Source organism: Actinospica acidithermotolerans, assembly GCF_018139625.1.
Taxonomy (GTDB): Bacteria; Actinomycetota; Actinomycetes; order Streptomycetales; family Catenulisporaceae; genus Actinospica; species Actinospica acidithermotolerans.
In genome coordinates this window covers 1-17,802 of the sequence record NZ_JAGSOH010000134.1, presented here as the reverse complement: position 1 = coordinate 17,802, position 17,802 = coordinate 1, and the positions used below count along the sequence as shown (strand labels likewise).

The 17,802-nt window shown below is 71.6% G+C and carries 16 protein-coding genes; 4 read left to right on the top strand and 12 right to left on the bottom strand.

Annotation, left to right across the window (positions count from 1 at the left end):
* The 7 genes from KDK95_RS29550 to KDK95_RS29520 form a co-directional block, all read right to left on the bottom strand.
* The coding region (locus KDK95_RS29550; protein ID WP_212521607.1) for a SepX/GlpR family protein at positions 1-1,013 on the bottom strand (1,013 nt) is incomplete at its 3' end.
* Positions 1,014-1,149: 136 nt separating this feature from the next.
* Entirely contained in the window at positions 1,150-1,803 is a 654-nt protein-coding gene (locus tag KDK95_RS29545; protein WP_307844772.1) for a GNAT family N-acetyltransferase, read from the bottom strand.
* Between the two features lie 2 nt (positions 1,804-1,805).
* Positions 1,806-2,300 carry a MogA/MoaB family molybdenum cofactor biosynthesis protein gene (locus KDK95_RS29540; protein WP_212521606.1) on the bottom strand — a complete coding sequence of 165 codons (495 nt, stop codon included), beginning with the start codon at positions 2,298-2,300 and terminating at the stop codon, positions 1,806-1,808.
* Positions 2,297-2,722 (bottom strand): cyclic pyranopterin monophosphate synthase MoaC, encoded by a 426-nt coding sequence (gene moaC / locus KDK95_RS29535; protein ID WP_212521609.1) that lies wholly within the window; start codon positions 2,720-2,722, stop codon positions 2,297-2,299. Before moaC ends, KDK95_RS29540 begins: the two co-directional genes overlap by 4 nt.
* Positions 2,723-2,769: 47 nt before the next feature.
* Positions 2,770-4,014, bottom strand: coding sequence for a molybdotransferase-like divisome protein Glp (gene glp / locus KDK95_RS29530; protein WP_212521605.1), 1,245 nt, complete (start codon positions 4,012-4,014; stop codon positions 2,770-2,772).
* Positions 4,015-4,099: 85 nt separating this feature from the next.
* Positions 4,100-4,996: a UTP--glucose-1-phosphate uridylyltransferase GalU gene (galU, locus tag KDK95_RS29525; RefSeq protein ID WP_212521604.1), complete on the bottom strand. Its 897-nt coding sequence runs from the start codon at positions 4,994-4,996 to the stop codon at positions 4,100-4,102.
* Between the two features lie 25 nt (positions 4,997-5,021).
* The gene (locus KDK95_RS29520; protein ID WP_212521603.1) at positions 5,022-5,759 is read right to left on the bottom strand and encodes a GGDEF domain-containing protein; all 738 of its coding nucleotides are present in this window, start codon (positions 5,757-5,759) and stop codon (positions 5,022-5,024) included.
* A 112-nt stretch (positions 5,760-5,871) separates the two neighbouring features.
* On the opposite strand from KDK95_RS29520, the gene KDK95_RS29515 reads away from it, so the two are divergent.
* Positions 5,872-6,486 (top strand): 5-formyltetrahydrofolate cyclo-ligase, encoded by a 615-nt coding sequence (locus KDK95_RS29515; RefSeq protein ID WP_212521602.1) that lies wholly within the window; start codon positions 5,872-5,874, stop codon positions 6,484-6,486.
* A 105-nt stretch (positions 6,487-6,591) separates the two neighbouring features.
* On the opposite strand, the gene KDK95_RS29510 is transcribed toward KDK95_RS29515, so the two are convergent.
* Positions 6,592-8,994, bottom strand: a complete 2,403-nt coding sequence (locus KDK95_RS29510; RefSeq protein ID WP_212521601.1) for a penicillin acylase family protein — start codon at positions 8,992-8,994, stop codon at positions 6,592-6,594.
* Positions 8,995-9,219: 225 nt separating this feature from the next.
* On the opposite strand from KDK95_RS29510, the gene KDK95_RS29505 reads away from it, so the two are divergent.
* Positions 9,220-11,085: an ATP-binding SpoIIE family protein phosphatase gene (locus tag KDK95_RS29505; RefSeq protein ID WP_212521600.1), complete on the top strand. Its 1,866-nt coding sequence runs from the start codon at positions 9,220-9,222 to the stop codon at positions 11,083-11,085.
* Positions 11,086-11,224: 139 nt separating this feature from the next.
* On the opposite strand, the gene KDK95_RS29500 is transcribed toward KDK95_RS29505, so the two are convergent.
* A complete protein-coding gene (locus KDK95_RS29500) occupies positions 11,225-11,575 on the bottom strand; it encodes an FmdB family zinc ribbon protein (RefSeq protein ID WP_212521608.1) in 351 nt (116 codons plus the stop codon).
* A 163-nt stretch (positions 11,576-11,738) separates the two neighbouring features.
* On the opposite strand from KDK95_RS29500, the gene KDK95_RS29495 reads away from it, so the two are divergent.
* Positions 11,739-11,948 carry a hypothetical protein gene (locus tag KDK95_RS29495; RefSeq protein WP_212521599.1) on the top strand — a complete coding sequence of 70 codons (210 nt, stop codon included), beginning with the start codon at positions 11,739-11,741 and terminating at the stop codon, positions 11,946-11,948.
* 125 nt (positions 11,949-12,073) lie between these two features.
* Here the strand turns inward: KDK95_RS29495 and KDK95_RS29490 are convergent, their stop codons facing one another.
* From KDK95_RS29490 to KDK95_RS29480, 3 genes are read right to left on the bottom strand one after another with little or no spacing between them, the layout of a single operon-like run.
* A complete protein-coding gene (locus KDK95_RS29490) occupies positions 12,074-12,271 on the bottom strand; it encodes a hypothetical protein (RefSeq protein ID WP_212521598.1) in 198 nt (65 codons plus the stop codon).
* Complete coding sequence (locus tag KDK95_RS29485) at positions 12,268-14,073, bottom strand: ABC transporter ATP-binding protein (protein WP_212521597.1); 1,806 nt, start codon at positions 14,071-14,073, stop codon at positions 12,268-12,270. Before KDK95_RS29485 ends, KDK95_RS29490 begins: the two co-directional genes overlap by 4 nt.
* A complete protein-coding gene (locus tag KDK95_RS29480) occupies positions 14,070-15,854 on the bottom strand; it encodes an ABC transporter ATP-binding protein (protein ID WP_212521596.1) in 1,785 nt (594 codons plus the stop codon). Before KDK95_RS29480 ends, KDK95_RS29485 begins: the two co-directional genes overlap by 4 nt.
* 276 nt (positions 15,855-16,130) lie before the next feature.
* Between KDK95_RS29480 and KDK95_RS29475 the strand changes: the two genes are divergently transcribed.
* Positions 16,131-17,802, top strand: a 1,672-nt coding sequence (locus KDK95_RS29475) for an FUSC family protein (RefSeq protein WP_212521595.1), incomplete at its 3' end; no start/stop codon positions are given.

The window sequence follows — 17,802 nt, the reverse complement described above, 5'->3', positions numbered from 1 at the left end:
GCTGCGGGGGGCTGGCCGATGGCGGGGGTGGCGCGGCGCTCGGCGCGGGAGCGGGCTGCGGCGACGCGGCGGCGGGCCACGGCGCTGCGGCGGGCCAGCTCCTCGCGCTCGAGCTGCTCGGCCTCCTGCGCGGCGCGCAGCTGCTCCTGCTCGCGGCGCTCGGCCTCGCGGGCGGAGCGGAGCGCGGCTGCGCGGCGGCGGGCCCGCTCGGCGGCGCGGGCGCGCTCGTCCTTGCGGCACCACGCGATGTACGCGGAGAGCACTGCGGCCGGCAGCAGCATCACCCAGACGTAGGCGAGGCCCAGGTCGGCCGAGACGATCGCGCCGAGGCTGGTGAGCGCGAACAGGAAGCCGACCACGCGGCGGCGGCGGGCGCGCAGGCCTGAGCGCGGGCCGAGACCGGCCGACGGCGACGCCGCGGACGACGTGAGCGGGGCGGGGGTCCACAGCGGCGAGGACTCGGGCTGGTCCTGCTCCGGGCCGGTGAGCGACGTGTGCGACCCGTGCGACCCGTGCGACGCGTCGGTGGGCGATGTGTGCGCCACGCGCGACGTGGGCGACGTGAGCGAAGCGTGCGACGTGAGCGAAGCGTGCGACGTCGACGGCGCGGCCCCGACCGGGGGGCGCTTGGCCTGCGCCGCCTTCGAGGCGGTCGCCTCCGCCTGCACGGAGGCCGCCTCGACCCTCGCGGTGACCCGGCGCACGGGGGGCGCACTCGCCGCCGCGCGCTCCCGTTCCTTTTGCTTGACCCGGTCCAGGGTGCCTTGCCCGGCGCCCGCCGCGGGGCCGCTCTGGCCGACGGCCAGCGGCAGCTCGCGCGCCTGCTTCTGCTCGGCGGCCGAGCCGTACCGACGTTCGAACGAGTCCTTGTGGGACAGCACCTTGATGGCGGTGGTGTACCGCTGCGTCTGCCGCGCCGTGTTCAGCTCGTCCTCGCGCCGCAGCCACATGGGCACGAGGTACACGGCCCAGGCACCGACGATGAAGGCGTAGATAAGCCCGCTGCTGCTCATAACACAACCGTAGAGTGATACGAGCCGCTACGGCGGCAGATTACGGCGTGTCGAGGTAAGAAAATTCGAGTGATCCGATAACCCGGATTCTCGCCCATCTTCTTTTACCCCGTCAGATCCGGTACTACTCCTCATCTCACCCGATCGGGGAGGCCTGCGCGGCGCGCCATCTGGCGATCATCCCCTCCGGGACTTCCTCCTGGGTCACGGCGTAGGAATAGTGATCCCGCCACGCGCCGTCGATGTGCAGATAGCGCTGTCGCAGACCCTCCTCGCGCAGACCGAGTTTCTGCGCGACGCGCCGGCTCGGGGCGTTCTCCGGGCGCACGTTCACCTCGACGCGGTGCAGCCCGACCGTTTGGAAGCAATAGTCGATGGCCAATGCGAGCGCCGTCGGAATCACGCCGCGGCCCGCGACGCGCTCGTCCACCCAGTAGCCGATGTGCGCGCTGCAGAGACTGCCCCACGCTATTCCGGCGATGTTGAGCTGGCCGACCATCCGGGCGCGCTCCTCGCCGGCGTGACACGCGTCGGCCGACTCGTCGTACCAGACGTTGAACGGCAGCATCCTGCCCTGCGTGGCCTCGTGCCGACCGCGGCGCACCAGCTGACGGTAGCTCAGCCGCCGGGTGTACGGGGTGTTCGGCGGCACCGTCGCCTCCCAGCGGGAGAGCCACGCCCGGTTGCGGGTCTGCAGCTCGCGCCAGGCCTCCGCGTCGCGCAGCCGGGGCGGGCGCAGACTCACCGGCCCCTCTGCCAACACACGCGGATAGCCCTGCACGCCGGTCACCGTCAGTCCTCTCCCCGGGGATGGTCGCCGCCGGCCAGCTGCTCGAGTGCATGTCCGAGCAGCGGAAGGAGCACGGCGAGTCCGTCCTTCACCCCGCCGGCCGAGCCGGGCAGGTTGACGATCAGGGTACTACCGGCGACTCCACTGGTTCCCCGGGACAACGCGGCGGTGGCGACCTTCTGGACGCCGTGCGCGCGGATGGCCTCCGCGATGCCCGGGACCTCGTAGTCCAGCACGGCCTTCGTCGCCTCCGGCGTGCGGTCGGTCGGGCTGATGCCGGTGCCCCCGGTGGTGACGACGAGCGCGTAGCGCGCCCGCACCGCCTCGCGCAGCGCCAATTCGACGGGGTTGCCGTCCGGGACCACGGCCACCTCGACGTCGAGCCCCTGGGCCTCCAGCGCCCGTGCGATCACCGGCCCGGTCGTGTCCTCGTAGACCCCGGCCGCGGCCCGGTTCGACGCGACGACGACCTTGGCGTTCTTGCTGATCGCGTTCATCGGTGCCAGTCCCCGCTCTGTCCGCCGGTCTTCGACTCCACCATGATCTCCCCGAGCACCGCCGCCGGGTCAACGGCCTTGACCATGTCGATGAGCGCCAGGCCGGCGACCGCGACCGCCGTGAGCGCCTCCATCTCCACGCCCGTGCGGTCGGCCGTCTTCACCCGGGCCCGGATGCGCACGGCCGAGTCCTCGACCTCCAGGTCCACCGTGACCCCGGCGATCCCGATCGGGTGGCAGAGCGGGATCAGCTCGCTGGTCCGCTTCGCGCCCTGGATTCCGGCGATCCGCGCGACGGCCAGCGCATCGCCCTTGGGCAGGCCGCCGGCCCGCAGCAGCTCGACGACTCGCTCGTTGACGCTCACGCTGCCGCCGGCCACGGCCTCGCGCGCGGTGATCGGCTTGTCCGCGACGTCCACCATCCGGGCCGCGCCGCTCGCGTCCAGGTGCGTGAACTCGTCCGAGCGGCTCACACGCTCTCCAATCTGATGATCCGGACCTGGTCGCCGGCCTCGACCCGGGTGACCTGCTCCGGCACGACGATCAGGCAGTCCGCGTGCGCGAGGCCGCCCATCAGGTGCGAGCCGGAGCCGGAGGCCAGGGTGACCCGGGTGACGCTGTGCTCCCCGCCTTCGGGGTGCTTCACCAGTCTGCCGCGCAGGAACTGCCTGCGCCCTTCGGGGGACCCGAAGGCCTCCGCGGCCAGCGCGTTCTCCGGCTCTTCATCCGGTTGGCTCAGTCCCTGCAGCGCGCGCAGCGCGGGCTTCACGAAGACCTCGAAGGAGACGAACGCGGACACCGGGTTGCCGGGCAGCGTGAAGATCGGCGTCTCGTCCGGGCCGATCACGCCGAAGCCCTGTGGCATCCCGGGCTGCATGGCGACCTTAGTGAACTCGACGGTGCCGAGCCGGCCCAGCGTCTCCTTAACCACCTCGTACGCGCCCATGCTCACGCCGCCGCTGGTGATCACCAGGTCGGCGCGGATCAGCTGGTCCTCGATGGTGTCCAGCAGGATCTTGCCCTCGTCCGGCACCATGCCGACGCGGTAGACCTCGGCGCCGGCCTCGCGGGCGGCGGTGGCGAGGGTGAAGCTGTTCGAATCGTGGATCTGGCCGGGCGCGGGCTCGGTGCCCGGCTCGACCAGCTCGGCTCCGGTGGAGATGACCACGACCCGCGGGGTGGGCCGGACCGACACCAGGTCGCGGCCGATCCCGGCCAGCAGCCCGATCTGACGCGCCCCCAGGTGCGTGCCCGCGGTGAGCACGACCTGCCCGGCGCGCACGTCCTCGCCCCTGCCGCGCACGTGCTGGCCCAGGGCGGGCGCCCGGTGGATCCGCACGCTGCCGTCTCCGGCCGCGCCGGCGTCGGTCCACTCCACCGGCACGATCGCGTCCGCGCCGGGCGGCACCGGCGCACCGGTCATGATCCGGGCGCAGGTGCCGGGCGCGAGCTCGATCTCGCTCGGCGCGACGCCCGCCGGAAGCTCCTGCTCCACGGCGAGGATCGCGGGGGTGTCCTGGTCGGCGCCCATGACGTCGACCAGGCGCACCGCGTAGCCGTCCATCGCGGAGTTGTCGAAGGGGGGCAGATCCCGGGTCGCCTCGACGTCCTCGGCCAGGTAGTGCCCGTGCGCGTCGAGCAGGTGCTGCTCGAAGGGCGGCAGGGGCCTGAGCCGGGACAGGATGACGGACAGATGCTCCTCGACGGTCCTCATGCAGTCAGCGTAACCGCAGGGGCGCGGGGCAATGGATCAATCCGTGAATCCCGTCACGGCGTCAGTCTTGCGGCGCGGCACCGGGTTACTCCGTGAACCCCTTGGCGACGTACGTCTCCAGCCACTCCCGCAGACCCGGTCCGAGGTCGTCGCGCTCGCAGGCGAGCCGGACGATGGTGCGCAGGTAGTCGGCCCGGTCCCCGGTGTCGTAGCGCCGGCCGGAGAAGAGCACCCCGTGCACCGGGCCGCCGATCTCCGGGTCGGCCGCCATGGTGCGCAGCGCGTCGGTGACCTGGATCTCGCCGCCGCGCCCGGGCGGGGTCTCGCGCAGCACGGCGAACACGGCCGGGTCGAGCACGTAGCGGCCGATGACGGCCAGGTTCGACGGGGCCGCCGACCGGTCCGGCTTCTCCACCAGGTCGGTGATGCGCAGCAGGTCGCCCTCGCCGTCGACGGGGGTCACCGCGGCGCAGCCGTAGAGGTGGATCTGCTCCGGGTCGACCGCTATCAGCGCGACGACCGATCCGCCGTACTGCTGCTGCACCTCGATCATCCGGGTCAGCAGCGGGTCGCGCGGGTCGATCAGGTCGTCGCCGAGCAGCACGGCGAACGGCTCGTCGCCCACGTGCGGGGCGGCGCACAGGATCGCGTGCCCGAGGCCCTTCGGATCGCCCTGGCGCACGTAGTGCACGGTGGCGAGTTCGCTGGACGCGCGGACCGCCTCGAGGCGGGCGGTGTCGCCCTTCGCGGCGAGGGCGTTCTCGAGCTCGTAGGCGCGGTCGAAGTGGTCTTCCACCGGTCGCTTGTTGCGCCCGGTGATCATCAGCACGTCGTCCAGACCGGCTGAGGCAGCCTCCTCGACGACGTACTGGATGGCCGGCTTGTCGATGACCGGCAGCATTTCCTTCGGCGTCGCCTTGGTGGCGGGTAGGAACCGTGTCCCGAGCCCGGCGGCGGGGATGACGGCTTTGCGGATCGGCATGGGGGCACGATACCGGTAGGTCCGGTTACGAAGAGCGAGACTGGGCTTGATAGTCGGTTAAAACCACTTCTCCACCCCTTGCCAGCCGCCAGCGGTCGCCTCCCTCGGCGCGCGCGGCGGCCAGGGCGCGGTCCGCGGCGCCGACCAGACTGGCCGCGTGCTCGCCGGACTCGGGGAAGGTGGCGATGCCCACCGAGAGGGTCAGCTCGGACGCCGCCTCGTCGTACTGGGCGACCGTCTTGCGCACGGCGTAGCACAGCCGCTCGGCCACGCCCTCGGCCCCCTCGCCGGTGGCGCCGGGCAGCAGCGCGACGAACTCGTCCCCGCCGTAGCGCGCGAACGTGTCGCCGGAGCGGATCTCCACGCTCAGGCGCTGGGCCAGGTCGCGCAGCGTCCCGAAGGCCTTCTGGTGCCCGGCCGCGGCGGTGTAGTCGGCGAAGCCGTCGACCTCGAGCAGCAGCAGCGCGAAGGGCCGCCGGTCCCGCGCCGCCCAACCCAGCTCGCGGGCCAGCGACTGCTGGAGGTAGCGGTAGTTCCAGACGCCGGTGACCGGGTCGAGGGCGCTGAGCCGTTCGAGGTCCTCGCGGCCCTGCTCCAGGCCGCTGAGCTCGCGGCGCAGCCGGTCGATCCTGGCCTCGTTGCGCGCCTCCCGGTCGCGCAGCAGGTAGACGGCGCGCGCCAGCGAGACGGCCAGGCCCAGGCTGAACAGGCCGAGCCCGAGCAGGACCCAGCCGCCGTCGGTGAACCACTGTGTAGCGCCCATGGCCGTGGTCGTGCCGTTCCCTTCTCACGCGCCCTATAGGTCAGGCTAGGTCGTAGGAGAATGCCCCGTCCCCACAGCGCCGATGAAGGCCCAGCACCGTACAGGACCCAGAATGCCCGATCAGATCCTCGAGAAAGCCACGGCACGATCACGTTTCGTGAACGATCGCCGAGCTCTCGGTAATCGGGAGCGTGCGCGCCAGGCGCGCGCCGCAACCCTCCGGCTGCTCGCCGACCCCCACCTGACCACGGCGGACACGGTCGCGGCTTACTGGCCCTTGGGCTCCGAGCCTGATACGCGTGCTCTCATCGGAACGCTCTTGGAGCGGGGTGTGCGGGTACTGCTTCCGGTGCTGCTGGCCGATCGCGACCTGGACTGGGCGCGGTACGACGGGGACCCGGACGCGCTGCGTGACGGCGGCGCGGGCACTCGGCGACCGCACGGCACAACGCTCGGGACGGGCGTTGTGTTACGGGCAGCGGCCTTGATTGTTCCGGCGCTCGCGGTCACGGCGGACGGCGTGCGGCTCGGCCGCGGCGGCGGGAGCTACGACCGGGTGCTCGCCCGGATCGCCGCGGCCCGCGAATCCGGGCGGCAGACGCCGTGGACCTGCGCTCTGCTGTACGAGGGCGAGCTCGGCACGCTGGACGCCGCCGCCGTCGAACCGCACGATCGCCCCGTGGACGCCGCGTGCACGGCATCCGAGCTAGTGACCTTCCGGGGCTAGGTCGAGGCGCTGCCGGGTCGCCGCGTGCACGGCATTCCGGGGCGAGGCCGAGGCATGCCGGGTCGCCGCGTGCACTGCCGGGTCGCCGCGAGCACGGCATCCGAGCTAGTGACCTTGCGGGGCTAGGTCGAGGCGCTGCCGGGACGCCGCGTCGACCGCCGAGAGGGAGTACGGCCAGGATTCCGTCTCCCCGGCGGCCCACATCGCCGCCTGATCGAGGTAATGGGTGTCACCCACATGCCCGGACTCGCCCGTTTGCCCGATCCACCGCGAGTCGTCGGGGTCGCCCAGATCGACCACCATCCGGAGGGCCGGCGCCGCGCCGACCGCGAATCCGGTCGACGCCACGTCCCAGTCGGCCGTGGCCACGTCGGAGCCGCCCCCGGGGAGGCCGATCGAGTGGCCGTCGAGCAGCCACTTGACCAGTGCGGGATGCGCGCCGGCGCCGAGCGTCTGGTTCTCGGGCCTGATCGTGTGCACGCGTCCCCAGGTCCAGGTCGCGACGTCCTTGCCCATCAGGGATGTGAGGTCGAGCCTGGCCTTCTGCAGCGCCTCGGCCAGCATGGAGTCGCGCGCCGAGACCTTCGCCGAGCTCGATTCACCCCACCACGTGCTGTTCGGCTGCTGGAGAAGCGTGTTGACGACGGCGTCCCAGCGCACTGAACCGTTCAGCGCGAGCTGGGAGTCGAGCTCGTCCTGCGGCAGCTCCCGGTCGACGACAAGTTTCAGCAGCTCAGCCCAGACCGCGTTGTAGTACGCCGCGGCACCCGACCCGGCCGGCTCCGTGTAGTCCCAACCCCTGAGCAGCGCGACCGCCGGTTGGGTGAAGTCGTCCACATTCACCTTGAGCAGGTACGGAACGAGGACCGCCGCCTCCGGGTCGTATGCGTCGCCCTGAATCGCGGCGAGTCCCGCCGCGGTCAGCTTCTGCGAGCCCGAGACACTTCCTTGCAGGTCGGATGCGGTCCGCTCGGCGCGTAAGCCGACCGCGTCGCCCGGCGCACCCGCGATGTACCCGTCGGCCGGGTCGAGCTCCTGGATGGGCGCGGCGTACGTCGTGGCCGAGGCCCACGCGTACTCGGAGGTCCACCCGGGGACCGGCGCGGTGCCGTCGTCTCCCGAGGCCCGCTCGGGCAGCGCCGCGGGACCCTGGTATGCGATGTTGCCCGCGTTGTCTGCGTAGACCATTCCCTCGTCCGGCGCTGTGAAGTCGGCCGCCGCCGTGCTGAATTGGCTCCAGTTCGCCGCTTGGTCGATCGCGAAAAGCGCGTCTGCGGTCGTGTTGGGCTCAAGCGTGGTCGACGCGATCGATAGCCCGGAAGCACCATTCGTACGACCGACGCGGCGAAAGTCGGACAGGAGGTCGGAAAGCAACGGTCCGTGTCGCGTATCGCGCACGGTAATCGTGACCGGGGAGGCGTCGGCGACATCGATCGTCTCCTGATGCACCGTCAGTGGATATTTGTGCCCGTCATACGAATAGTCGGATCCGGTGACCTTCTCCAGGTAGAGGTCGGAGTCCTGCGCGGCGCGGCCGTTCCAGCTCCAGGCGATCGAGCGGTCGTGGCCGATCAGCACGCCGGGGAGGCCGGGCTCGATGTATCCGGCGACGTCGAAGGGACAGGCCGCGGTCACGCTCGTGCAGTGCAGCCCGACCTGGTACCAGGTGGACGGCAAGGTCGGCGCGGAGACCGGCGCCGAGGCCAGCAGCGGCGAACCGGTGGAGCTCAGCTTTCCGGACACGGCCCACGCGGTGAAACCCGAGTCGGCGCCGTCGGCCGGGTAGAGCTGGCTGATCTGCGCGGGGGTCAGGGTGTCGCTGAGCAACGCGCGGGACACCTCCTGGTCGACCGCGTCGTTCTGGCTCCAGCTCGTCGCTTGCAGCCAACTGAGTGAGTCGACGGGAGTCCATCGGGCGGGCGAGTACCCCTTGGCCGAGTGGGTGTCCGGCAGCCCGAGCACCGAGTACTCGAAGGAGAGCGCGGAACCACTCGGGTGGCCGGCGAGATAGTCGTTCACGCCCTGTGCGTAGGCCGCAAGGTAAGACTTCGTTCCAGTCTGGAGTCTGTCGTACGACTGCTCCGCGAGAGTGTGCCAACCCAGCGTCCGGGCCAGTTCGTCGTGCGCAAGGTACGACTGGCCGAGCACCGACGCGAGGGTGCCCTCCGCGTAGTTCCGGGACACGTCCATCTGCCAGAACCGGTCCTGTGCCTGCACGTAGCCCTCGGCGAGGAACAGGTCCGTCGAGTTCGAGGCGTAGATCTGCGGGATTCCGGAGGCGTCGCGATCGACCGCGGCCGCGCCCGTGAGGCCGGCGATCCGCAACGTGCCCGAGGTCTGCGGATAGGAGGCGTGCAGCGCGTCGTCCAACCGCCACCATGCGAAACCGGCACCGGCCGCGAGCGACACCACGAGCAGTGCGGCCAGCGCGCCGACGACGCGCCAGAACAGCCTGCGACGTGCGGGGACGGGCCCGACGAAGGTGTCGCTCTGCGGGGTCGTCGCCAAGATTCGCTCCTCACGGTGCGTCACTGTGGATCTGACAGTCCGTCACCTTAGTCCGCCCGGGCGAATTGCCCGACTCGTATGCTCACTCCAACACTCCCCTACGCTCCGGGGAATGCCGACGCTTTGCTGTTTTCGGCGCGCCGGTAGTGCCACACTGGATCAGCCGGACGGCGGGTTGCGCGCGGTGCCCGCTCCGTCCGGCGGGCGCTTGGAAAGGTGGGCTTGATGGCAGGTCAGGTGATGGGCACCTCGAACACTCCCGGCGCGTCCGCGCCCGGGGTCGCGGGGTCACCGGCCGTGCCCGCCAGGCGCCGCGCCGAACGCACCTCCGAACCGGGGTCGGCCCGCGCCACGCTGCTGTCCCGGGCCGGCCGGCTGCTCGGCACCTCGCTGGACACCGGCCGCACGCTGGCCGCCATCGCCGAGCTCGTGGTGCCGTCGTTCGCCGACCAGTGCGTCGTCGACCTGCTGGAGGACACCGGCGCGCTGCGCCGCGCGGTGAGCGTGCGCCTCGACCGGGAGCGGGCGCGCCGGGTGAGCGTGCCGGGCCCGGCGGACCGGCGAGTCGTGTACCCGAACGAGCACCCCTGCGCCGTCGCGCTACGGACCGGCGCCCCGGTGCTGGCCGAGTTCGACCAGCCGCGCGCGACGGAGCCGCAGCAGGCCGGCCGCGCCTCGCACAGCCTGATGTCGGACGCCGCGATGGTGATCGCCGTCCCGCTGCTCGGCCCGCGCGGTATCAAGGGCGTGCTGGCGGTCGGTGCCGACGGGATCAACCGCAAGTTCAGCGCGTCGGACGTGGAACTGGTGGAGGAGGTCGCGGCGCGCGCCGGATTCGCGCTGGAGAACGCCGCCCTCTACGAGTCGATGCGCTCGCTGGCCCTCGCGCTCCAGCACTCGCTGCTGCCCGCGCACCTGCCGACGATCGACGGCATCGAGGTCCAGGTCGGCTACAACGCGGGCGACGAGTCGGACGTCGGCGGCGACCTCTACGACGTGATCGAGCTCGCGGCCGGGCGCGTCGGCATCGTGATCGGCGACGTCCAGGGCCGCGGCGCCCACGCGGCGGCGGTGATGGGCCAGCTCCGCGCCGCCCTGCGCGCGTACGCCGTGCTGGACGAGGAGCCCGCGCAGGTGCTGCAGCACCTCGACAGCCTGGTCCAGGGCCTGAACGAGGCGTTGCTGGTCACGTGCGTGTACGCGGTCTTCGACCCGTTCACCCGCGAGTGCGTCCTGGCCAACGCCGGCCACCCGCCGCCCCTGCTGGCCGGTGCGCACGGCTGCCACCCGATGGAGCTCCCGCCGGACGTCCCGCTCGGCGTCGGCGGCGTCACGTTCAACGACCACACGTTCACGGTCGCGCCGGGCGACACGATCTTCCTGTACACGGACGGCGTGGTCGAGCAGCGCGGCAGGTCGGTGGACGAGGGCGTGCGCGACCTGTGCGAGGCGCTGGAGGAGGTGCTGGACGGCAACGGCCCGGGCGGCACCGACGCGACCCCCGCGGCCCTGTGCCGCGCCGCACTGCGATCGAGCAACATCAGCGGCCCGGCCGACGACGACCGCGCCGTGCTGGCGATGCGGACAGCGGTCGGCCCGCTGCCGCTGTGGCGCCTCAGCCTGCCGGCGACCCCGTCCTCCCCGTCAGCCGCACGCGCCGCGATCCGGCCGGTGCTGGAGCAGTGGGGCATGCACGCCCAGGCGGACACCGTGGAGCTGCTGCTCTCGGAACTGGTGACGAACGCCGTGCGCCACGCCGCGGGCCCCGCCCCCGCGCCGCGCTACGACCCGGAGTCGGTCGAGGACCTGGACCTGGAGTCGCTGGAACTGGCCCTGCTCGACAACGCCCCGATGTCCGCCCCAGGCGAGGGCCCTCAGCCGCCGGATGCGCGGCAGGTGGAGGTCGTCGCCCGCCGGGGCACCGGCACGCTGTGGATCGAGGTCTACGACCAGGACGTCCGCATGCCCCGCGTGCGCACGGCGGCGGCCACCGACGAGGGCGGCCGCGGCCTGTTCCTGGTGGACCAGCTCTCGAAGCGCTGGGGAGCCCGCGACACCCGGACCGGCAAGGCGGTCTGGTTCCAGGTCTGAGGGTGGCGCGCGGTCGGCTGGCGGCTGGCGACGGCCGGCGACGACCTGCCTGCTTACGCCCGCACGGCGACGGCCAGCCTGCGGCCCGCAAGGCGACGGCGCCCGAGGGCGCCGGTCGGCGGGGTCAGCCGGGCGCGCGCTACGCCGCGGCGGGCGAGCTGCTCGACGACGAGGAGCCAGCCGAGCTCGAGGAGCCGGAACCGCTCGTGCTGGACGAGCTGCTCGACGAGGAGCTGTCGGACTTGCTGGAGGAGGACGAGCTCTCCGACTTGCCGCTCGACGAGGACGCGGGCGCGCTCGAGCTGGACGAGTTGCCGCGGCTGTCCGTGCGGTAGAAGCCCGAGCCCTTGAACACGATGCCGACCGCGGAGTAGACCTTGCGCAGCTTGCCCTCGCAGGCCGGGCAGACGGTAAGCGCGTCGTCGGTGAACTTCTGAACGACCTCGAGCGCCTCTCCGCACTCGGTGCACTGGTACTGGTACGTCGGCACGGTCACGCTCCCGGTTGGCACTCTGATACGTCGAGTGCCAATTCTGCGACATCGTCGACCGATCTGTCCACTTCGGAAGAGTATGCATCATCCGGCATTTTCATGCATACTGGTCCGCAGAGGAACCCGAGAGAGAGGAAGACCGATGTTCGAGGCGTACCCCGTGGAGCTCAGACCCGTGCTGACCAGGCATCGCCTGCGCCGCAGGCGCCACCGCAGCGCGGCGTCGCTGCTGACCGGAGCGGCTCTGGCGCTCGGCTTCACGGCCAGCCGGCCGGCCCCCGCCGGCGCCGCCCCCGTGAGACACGCCACCCCGCAGGCGGCGCGAGCGGCCCCCGTCCTCGGCATCGCGTTGGCGAGGAGGGCGTACTAGCCACCGATACAAGCACCGATACAGGCACCGACACCACCACTGCCACCGCCGCTGTCGACGTCGGCCGACAGGCCACCGGAGGAAGGAGAACTATCGAAATAGTCCCGACGACCTAGACGTGGTCGCTAGTCGCCGTGGTGCGGGGGGCGTTCCGCGAGGAAGCGCTCGAGGTCCGGATCCGCCCCGGACGGACTGTCGGACCAGGTGCGCTCGCCCCAGCCGTAGTCGGTGTCGTCCCGTGTCTGCTCATACCCCGAAGCCGCGACCAGGGTCCGCTCGTCGCGACCCCAGTCGTCGTCGTACTCGTCATCCTGATAGCTCATAGCGCTTCCGAGGATAGCCAATCCGTCTGTCCGTCCGGCAAAGTCTGGTCGGACGCGCCGTGCCAGCTGTCCCACAAGCGGGCGTACGCCCCGCCCGCCGCGATCAGCTCGGGGTGCGAGCCGAGTTCGGCGATCCGGCCGTCCTCGATGACCGCGACCCGGTCCGCGTCGTGCGCCGTGTGCAGGCGGTGCGCGATCGAGATCACGGTGCGGCCGTCGAGCACGGCGGACAGCGAACGCTCCAGGTGGCGGGCTGCGCCCGGGTCGAGCAGGGCCGTGGCCTCGTCAAGGACCAGGATCTTCGGGTCGGCCAGCACGAGCCGGGCGAGGGCGAGTTGCTGGGCCTGCGGGGCGCTGAGCTCCAGCGCGCCCGAGCCGAGGCGCGTGTCGAGGCCGTCGTCGAAGGCCGAGGTCCAGGCGTCGGCGTCCACGGCGGCCAGCGCGGCGTGGATGTCCTCGTCCGGGGCATCGGGCCGGGCGAGCGCGACGTTCTCGCGCAAGGTGCCGACGAAGACGTGGTGCTCCTGCGTGACGAGGGCGACCTGGCTGCGCAGCTCGTCGAGCGGCAGCTCGATGAGCGACGCGCCGCCGACGGTGACCCGACCGCGTCCTGGCGCGCCGATGCCGGCGAGCAATCGTCCGAGCGTGGACTTTCCCGCGCCGGACGGGCCGACCATGGCCAGCCGCTCGCCCGGACGGACCGTCAGGTCGATGTCGCGCAGCACCTCCCGGCCGGGCAGGTAGGAGAAGCCGACCTCGCTCGCCTCGAGCCTGGGGTCGTCGGCGTCCGGTCGGACGCCCTCGTCCGCCGCACGGTCCGCCGGGATCTGCGTGACGCCGAGCAGACGGGCCAGCGAGGCCGAGCCGGTCTGGATCGTGTCGAGCCAGTTGGCCAGCTCGCTGACCGGCCCGGCGAGCTGCTGCACGTACAGGGTCGCCGCGGTGACCTGCGCGATGCTGACCCAGCCGCGGGTGTAGCCGACGCCGCCGAGCAGCAGGATGAGCCCGGCCGGCGCCAGCTGGCAGAGCTCGATGACCGGCCACATGACGATGCGCAGGCCGAGTGTGTACCGCTCAGCGCGGTAGGAGGCTGCGATGTCGTGATCGGTCTGCTCGACGTGCCGGCCGCCGAGGCGCAGCGCCTCGACCGCGCGGGCACCTTCGACGGTCGCCGCCAGATTCTCGATCATGGTCGAGTAGGTGGCGTTCGTGGCCAGGTAGCCGGCCCGCGCGCGCTTCAGGTACCAGCGCGCGACGAGCGTCGACGGCGGCAGCGTGATGAGCGTGACGGCGGCGAGCAGGGGCGAGACCAGAACCAGCGCGGCGAGCGTGAGCACGCCGGACGTGACCGCGGCGAGAACGGCCGGGATTCCCTCCTGCGCCGCGATCCGCAGAGCGGCCACGTCGCGCGAGGCCCGGTTGATCAGGTCGCCGCTGCCCGCACGCTCGACGGTCGACAGCGGCAGGTCTAGCACGCTGTCCACGAAGTTCTCGCGCAACTCGGCGAGCACCGTCTCGCCGAAGACCTTGCCGGCCAGGTAGGCGTAGCGCGTGAGCACGCCCTGCACGCAGATGGCGAGCACGAGCAGGCCCGCGAGCGCGTCGATGTGCCCGGCGGTGGTGCCCGTCTGCACCGCCTGAACGATCTCGCCGAGCAGGCGCGGTCCGAAGAGCCCCGCGACGGTCGCCAGCGAGGCCAGGCCCACGACCCAGACCAGCTGACGCCGGTACCGCTTGCCGATGTCCGAGGCATACGACCGGACATCGGCCGAATCGGCGATCGGCAGCATCGTCGCGCTCATACTCGAACCACTCCCTGCTGCGATGAAGCGGACTCGGCCGTCTCTGCGTCATCCTCGCCACGAGTGACCAGCGCCCTGTAATGGGGCTGCCCGGCGAGCAGTTCCCCGTGCCGTCCGGTCGCGACGACCCGGCCGTCCTCGACGTATGCGACGACATCCGCCTGACTCAGCACCAGCGGGCTCGTCGTGAACAGAGCCGTCGCGCGAGGGCCGCTTCGGCTCGCGCGATAGGCGCCGATGCGGGCGGCGATTCGGGCCTCCGTGTGCGCGTCGACAGCGCTGGTGGCCTCGACCGCGATCAGGAACTCGGGGTCCGCGATCAGCGCTCTGGCAAGCCGCAGCCGCTGAAGCTGTCCGCCGGAGAAGTTTCGGCCCTTCTCCTCGACCTCGGCGTCCAGGCCGCCGTCGAGCGCTGCCACGATGTCCTCGGCCGACGCCGCGTGCAACGCCTCCATCACTACAGCGTCGATCCCTCCACCTTCCGGCGGATTTGTCATACCGGCCAGGCTTGAGCGGAGCGTCCCGGTGAAGACGCGGTCGGCGTTGCCCGCCGCCAGGATCCGCTCGCGAACCACGCGAACCGACAAGTCCTTCAGCGGTACATCGCCGAGTGTCGGGGCACCGTCGTCGACGTACCGTGCGAGACGGTTGGCCAGGCGCTCGGCCTCCTCCGGATCAGCGCACGCGATCGCCAGCAGTTCTCCCGGCGTAATCGTCAGACCGGAGTCGGCGTCGGACAGGAGGACTCCGCTCGGCGGCGGCGCGACCGGGGACTCCGGTTGGGTGATCGGCGAGTTGATGCGCAGAAGCCTGATGACGTGGCCAGCCGCCACGTGGCCGCGGGTGACGGAATTCGCGGCCTCACCGAACGTGGCGAGAGGCATGACCAGGAATGACGCGTACCCGTAGAACGCCACGAGCTGGCCGACGGTGATTTCTCCGTGCAGCGCGAAGTGCGCCGCGAGCCAGGTGACGAGGCCGGTGAGCAGGCCCGGCAGCAACACCTCTTCCGCCGAGAGCAGAGACTCGACGCGTCCGACGCGAATGCCGATGCCGCGCAGCCGCTGCGACCCGGCGGCGTAGCGGGCGGAGAACGCGTCCTCGCCGCCGATACCGCGCAGGATCCTGATGCCTTGAGCGATGTCCACCGTCTGATCCGAGAGCTTGCCCTGCAACTCGCGGTACGTGTCCTGGCGGCGATGCAGCGGGCGCATCAGGAACACCGTGCACCCGAGCGTCACCGGCACGCCGATCAGCACGACCAGGCCGAGGGGGACGGACGTGGTCAACATGATGATCGCGACCACGATCGTCGAGACGACCGCGCCGGTGAGCCGCGCGAGGATGTCGAACGTGCCGCCCACTGCCTCGATGTCGGTCGTCCCGATCGCCAGCACATCGCCGCTCGCGATCAGCTTGGGCAGATCGGCCCCGACCTTGACCGCGTGCCGAGCCGTGACCTGCACGGTTATGTACGCGGCCGCCAGCCAGTTCGTCATCGCGCTCCGGTGCCGCATGGCGCCGGCCACCGCGGCGAACACCGACAGCCCGAGCACCACGCCGGTCCACGTCAGCAGGCCCGACGTCGATCGCGCAAGCAGCCCGTGGTCGATCGCGCGGCCGATCATCGCCGGCATCATCGCGATCGACACCATCCAGGCCATGCCCCAGAACACCCCGAGCGCCTGCGAGCGCCACTGCTCTCGCCAGACCCAGAGCAGAAAGCGGTTGACCGACCGGCTGTCCGGCACCCCGGGATCCCGGGCAGGCAGTTGGCGCATGCTACGGACAGTACGTGCCCCCCGCCTCGCCCTGCATCCGATTTTCGGCCTACGGGCCGCCTCGGGTGATGCCGCGATTGACGGGTGGAAAGGCGGCGGGTGATCCGCAGACGTGCGGGAGACGGGAGCGGGATACAGACGGGCGAGATGCAAACGGAAACATCACCGTCGGCGGCTAACACCTCGATGCTTAGGTAGAAGCCAGGAGCTGGACGGATTGGGCCGCTGCCGCCGGTCGCGAGAAACTGTTCTCGCCGACCGGAAGGGATCCACGCTGTGCAGTGGCTGATCGCGCTTGTGCGCGCCCGATGGCATCTCGGGCTGCGTGCCGCGCTGAGTATCGGGCTTCCGATGGTGATCGGCGTGCTGATCGGGCGGCCGGACTGGGGGGCGCTCGCGTCGATGGGCGGATTGGCGGGGGTGTACGGCGGAGACACGCCGCGACGGCATCGGATTCGGCTGGTGGGGGCCGTAGGGCTGGCGATGGCGATCATCGTGCCGGTGAGCAGCCTCTGCGCGCATGTGACGTGGGTCTCGGTGCTGTATGTCGGGCTTGTCGCGGGCGGGGCGAGCTTCTGCTGCCTGGCGCTGCGGGTGCCGCCGCCGCGTGAGTACCTGATCGTCCTCGCGGCGCTGGTCACGACCGGTATGCCCAGCAACCTCGGCGGCGCGCTGCGGGTGTGCGGGCTGGTGGCGGCGGGCGTGGTGATCAGCATCGGCGTAACGATCGCGATCGGGCCGCGCGACAGCCTGACGCCCGCGGTCGACCGGGCGTGGTCCGCCGTAGGCGACCTGCTGCGTACGGCGGGGACTCCGGAAGCAGGCGGCGCGCGGAGCCGCGCGGTCGCCACATTCGCGCACTTGCGGGACGCGCTGTGGCAGGCGGGGGCCGGCCCGGACGAGCTGCGGTCGCCCGCGGCCGCGGAGATCGTGTTCATGGCCGCGATCTCAGCGTCTATCGACGCACGCGGACCGCTCGACGCCGCGACCTGGGAGCCCACGTTTAACGACCTGCGCGCCGGCAAACTCACCCCGCCGAACCCGCAAGCCCAGCCTGGTCTGCGCGCCGCATTCGCCGCCGCAGCCGGCGTGCTGCGACCCGACGTCGAGGTCGCCGAACTGGAGAAGATCGGCGTCGTCGAACTGCTCCGCGAGGCCCGGCACTCCGCCGCGTTCCCCGCGGCTGCGCGCATCGGCGTCAGCGTGGCCATCGGCGCCGCGCTGGGCCACTCGCTCGGTTTGGCGCACGCGTACTGGGTGGCGCTGACGGTCGCGGCGGTGCTGCTCGGCACGAACCTGACCGTCGTCGTCCGGAGGACGTGGCACCGGATCGCGGGCACGATCGTCGGCGTCGGCATCGCGGCGGCGATCTTCTCGACGCACCCGGCATCGCTCACCGTCGCCCTCGTCGCGCTCGCGGCGCAGTTCGTCGCCGAACTCGTGATGCCGTTCGTGTACGCCGTCGGTGTTTCGCTGATCACCTTCATCCCGATGGCGCTCTACCACCTGGCCAACCCCGGCAGCGACATCGGCACGGCCCTCGGCGCCCGCCTCCTGGACACCCTCATCGGCGCCGCACTAGCCGTCGTGCTGCGGTTCGTGCTCTGGCCGAAGGCGACGGCTGCCCGGCTCCCGCAGGTCCAGGCCGCCACGCTACGCGCGATCACCGACCTCCTCCGAGGCCGCTGGCTCACCCCCACCCACCTGGATCCGCTGCGCCGCGACGTCCACCGCCGTTGGGTAGCGCTCCACAACGTCACCCAGGACGTAGCCGCCGACCAGTTCCGCGGCGATCAGCGCCCTGACGAGATCACCCCCGCCCTCGACGAGCTGGCCATCCTCTCCCTCGGCGTCCCTTTCGGCCGCCCCAAGCCCCAGCCCGAGGACGTCGAGGCCCTGCTCAAGGAGTTCGACCGCATCGCCGACAGCCTCCAGGACGGCGCCCCCC

Bases quoted from the DNA above. Each gene is read 5' to 3' on its own strand.
- KDK95_RS29540 (WP_212521606.1), bottom strand. From the start codon at position 2,300: ATGAACGCGATCAGCAAGAACGCCAAGGTCGTCGTCGCGTCGAACCGG.
- moaC (WP_212521609.1), bottom strand. From the start codon at position 2,722: ATGGTGGACGTCGCGGACAAGCCGATCACCGCGCGCGAGGCCGTGGCC.
- glp (WP_212521605.1), bottom strand. From the start codon at position 4,014: ATGAGGACCGTCGAGGAGCATCTGTCCGTCATCCTGTCCCGGCTCAGG.
- galU (WP_212521604.1), bottom strand. From the start codon at position 4,996: ATGCCGATCCGCAAAGCCGTCATCCCCGCCGCCGGGCTCGGGACACGG.
- KDK95_RS29520 (WP_212521603.1), bottom strand. From the start codon at position 5,759: ATGGGCGCTACACAGTGGTTCACCGACGGCGGCTGGGTCCTGCTCGGG.
- KDK95_RS29515 (WP_212521602.1), top strand. From the start codon at position 5,872: ATGCCCGATCAGATCCTCGAGAAAGCCACGGCACGATCACGTTTCGTG.
- KDK95_RS29505 (WP_212521600.1), top strand. From the start codon at position 9,220: ATGGCAGGTCAGGTGATGGGCACCTCGAACACTCCCGGCGCGTCCGCG.
- KDK95_RS29490 (WP_212521598.1), bottom strand. From the start codon at position 12,271: ATGAGCTATCAGGATGACGAGTACGACGACGACTGGGGTCGCGACGAG.
- KDK95_RS29485 (WP_212521597.1), bottom strand. From the start codon at position 14,073: ATGAGCGCGACGATGCTGCCGATCGCCGATTCGGCCGATGTCCGGTCG.
- KDK95_RS29480 (WP_212521596.1), bottom strand. From the start codon at position 15,854: ATGCGCCAACTGCCTGCCCGGGATCCCGGGGTGCCGGACAGCCGGTCG.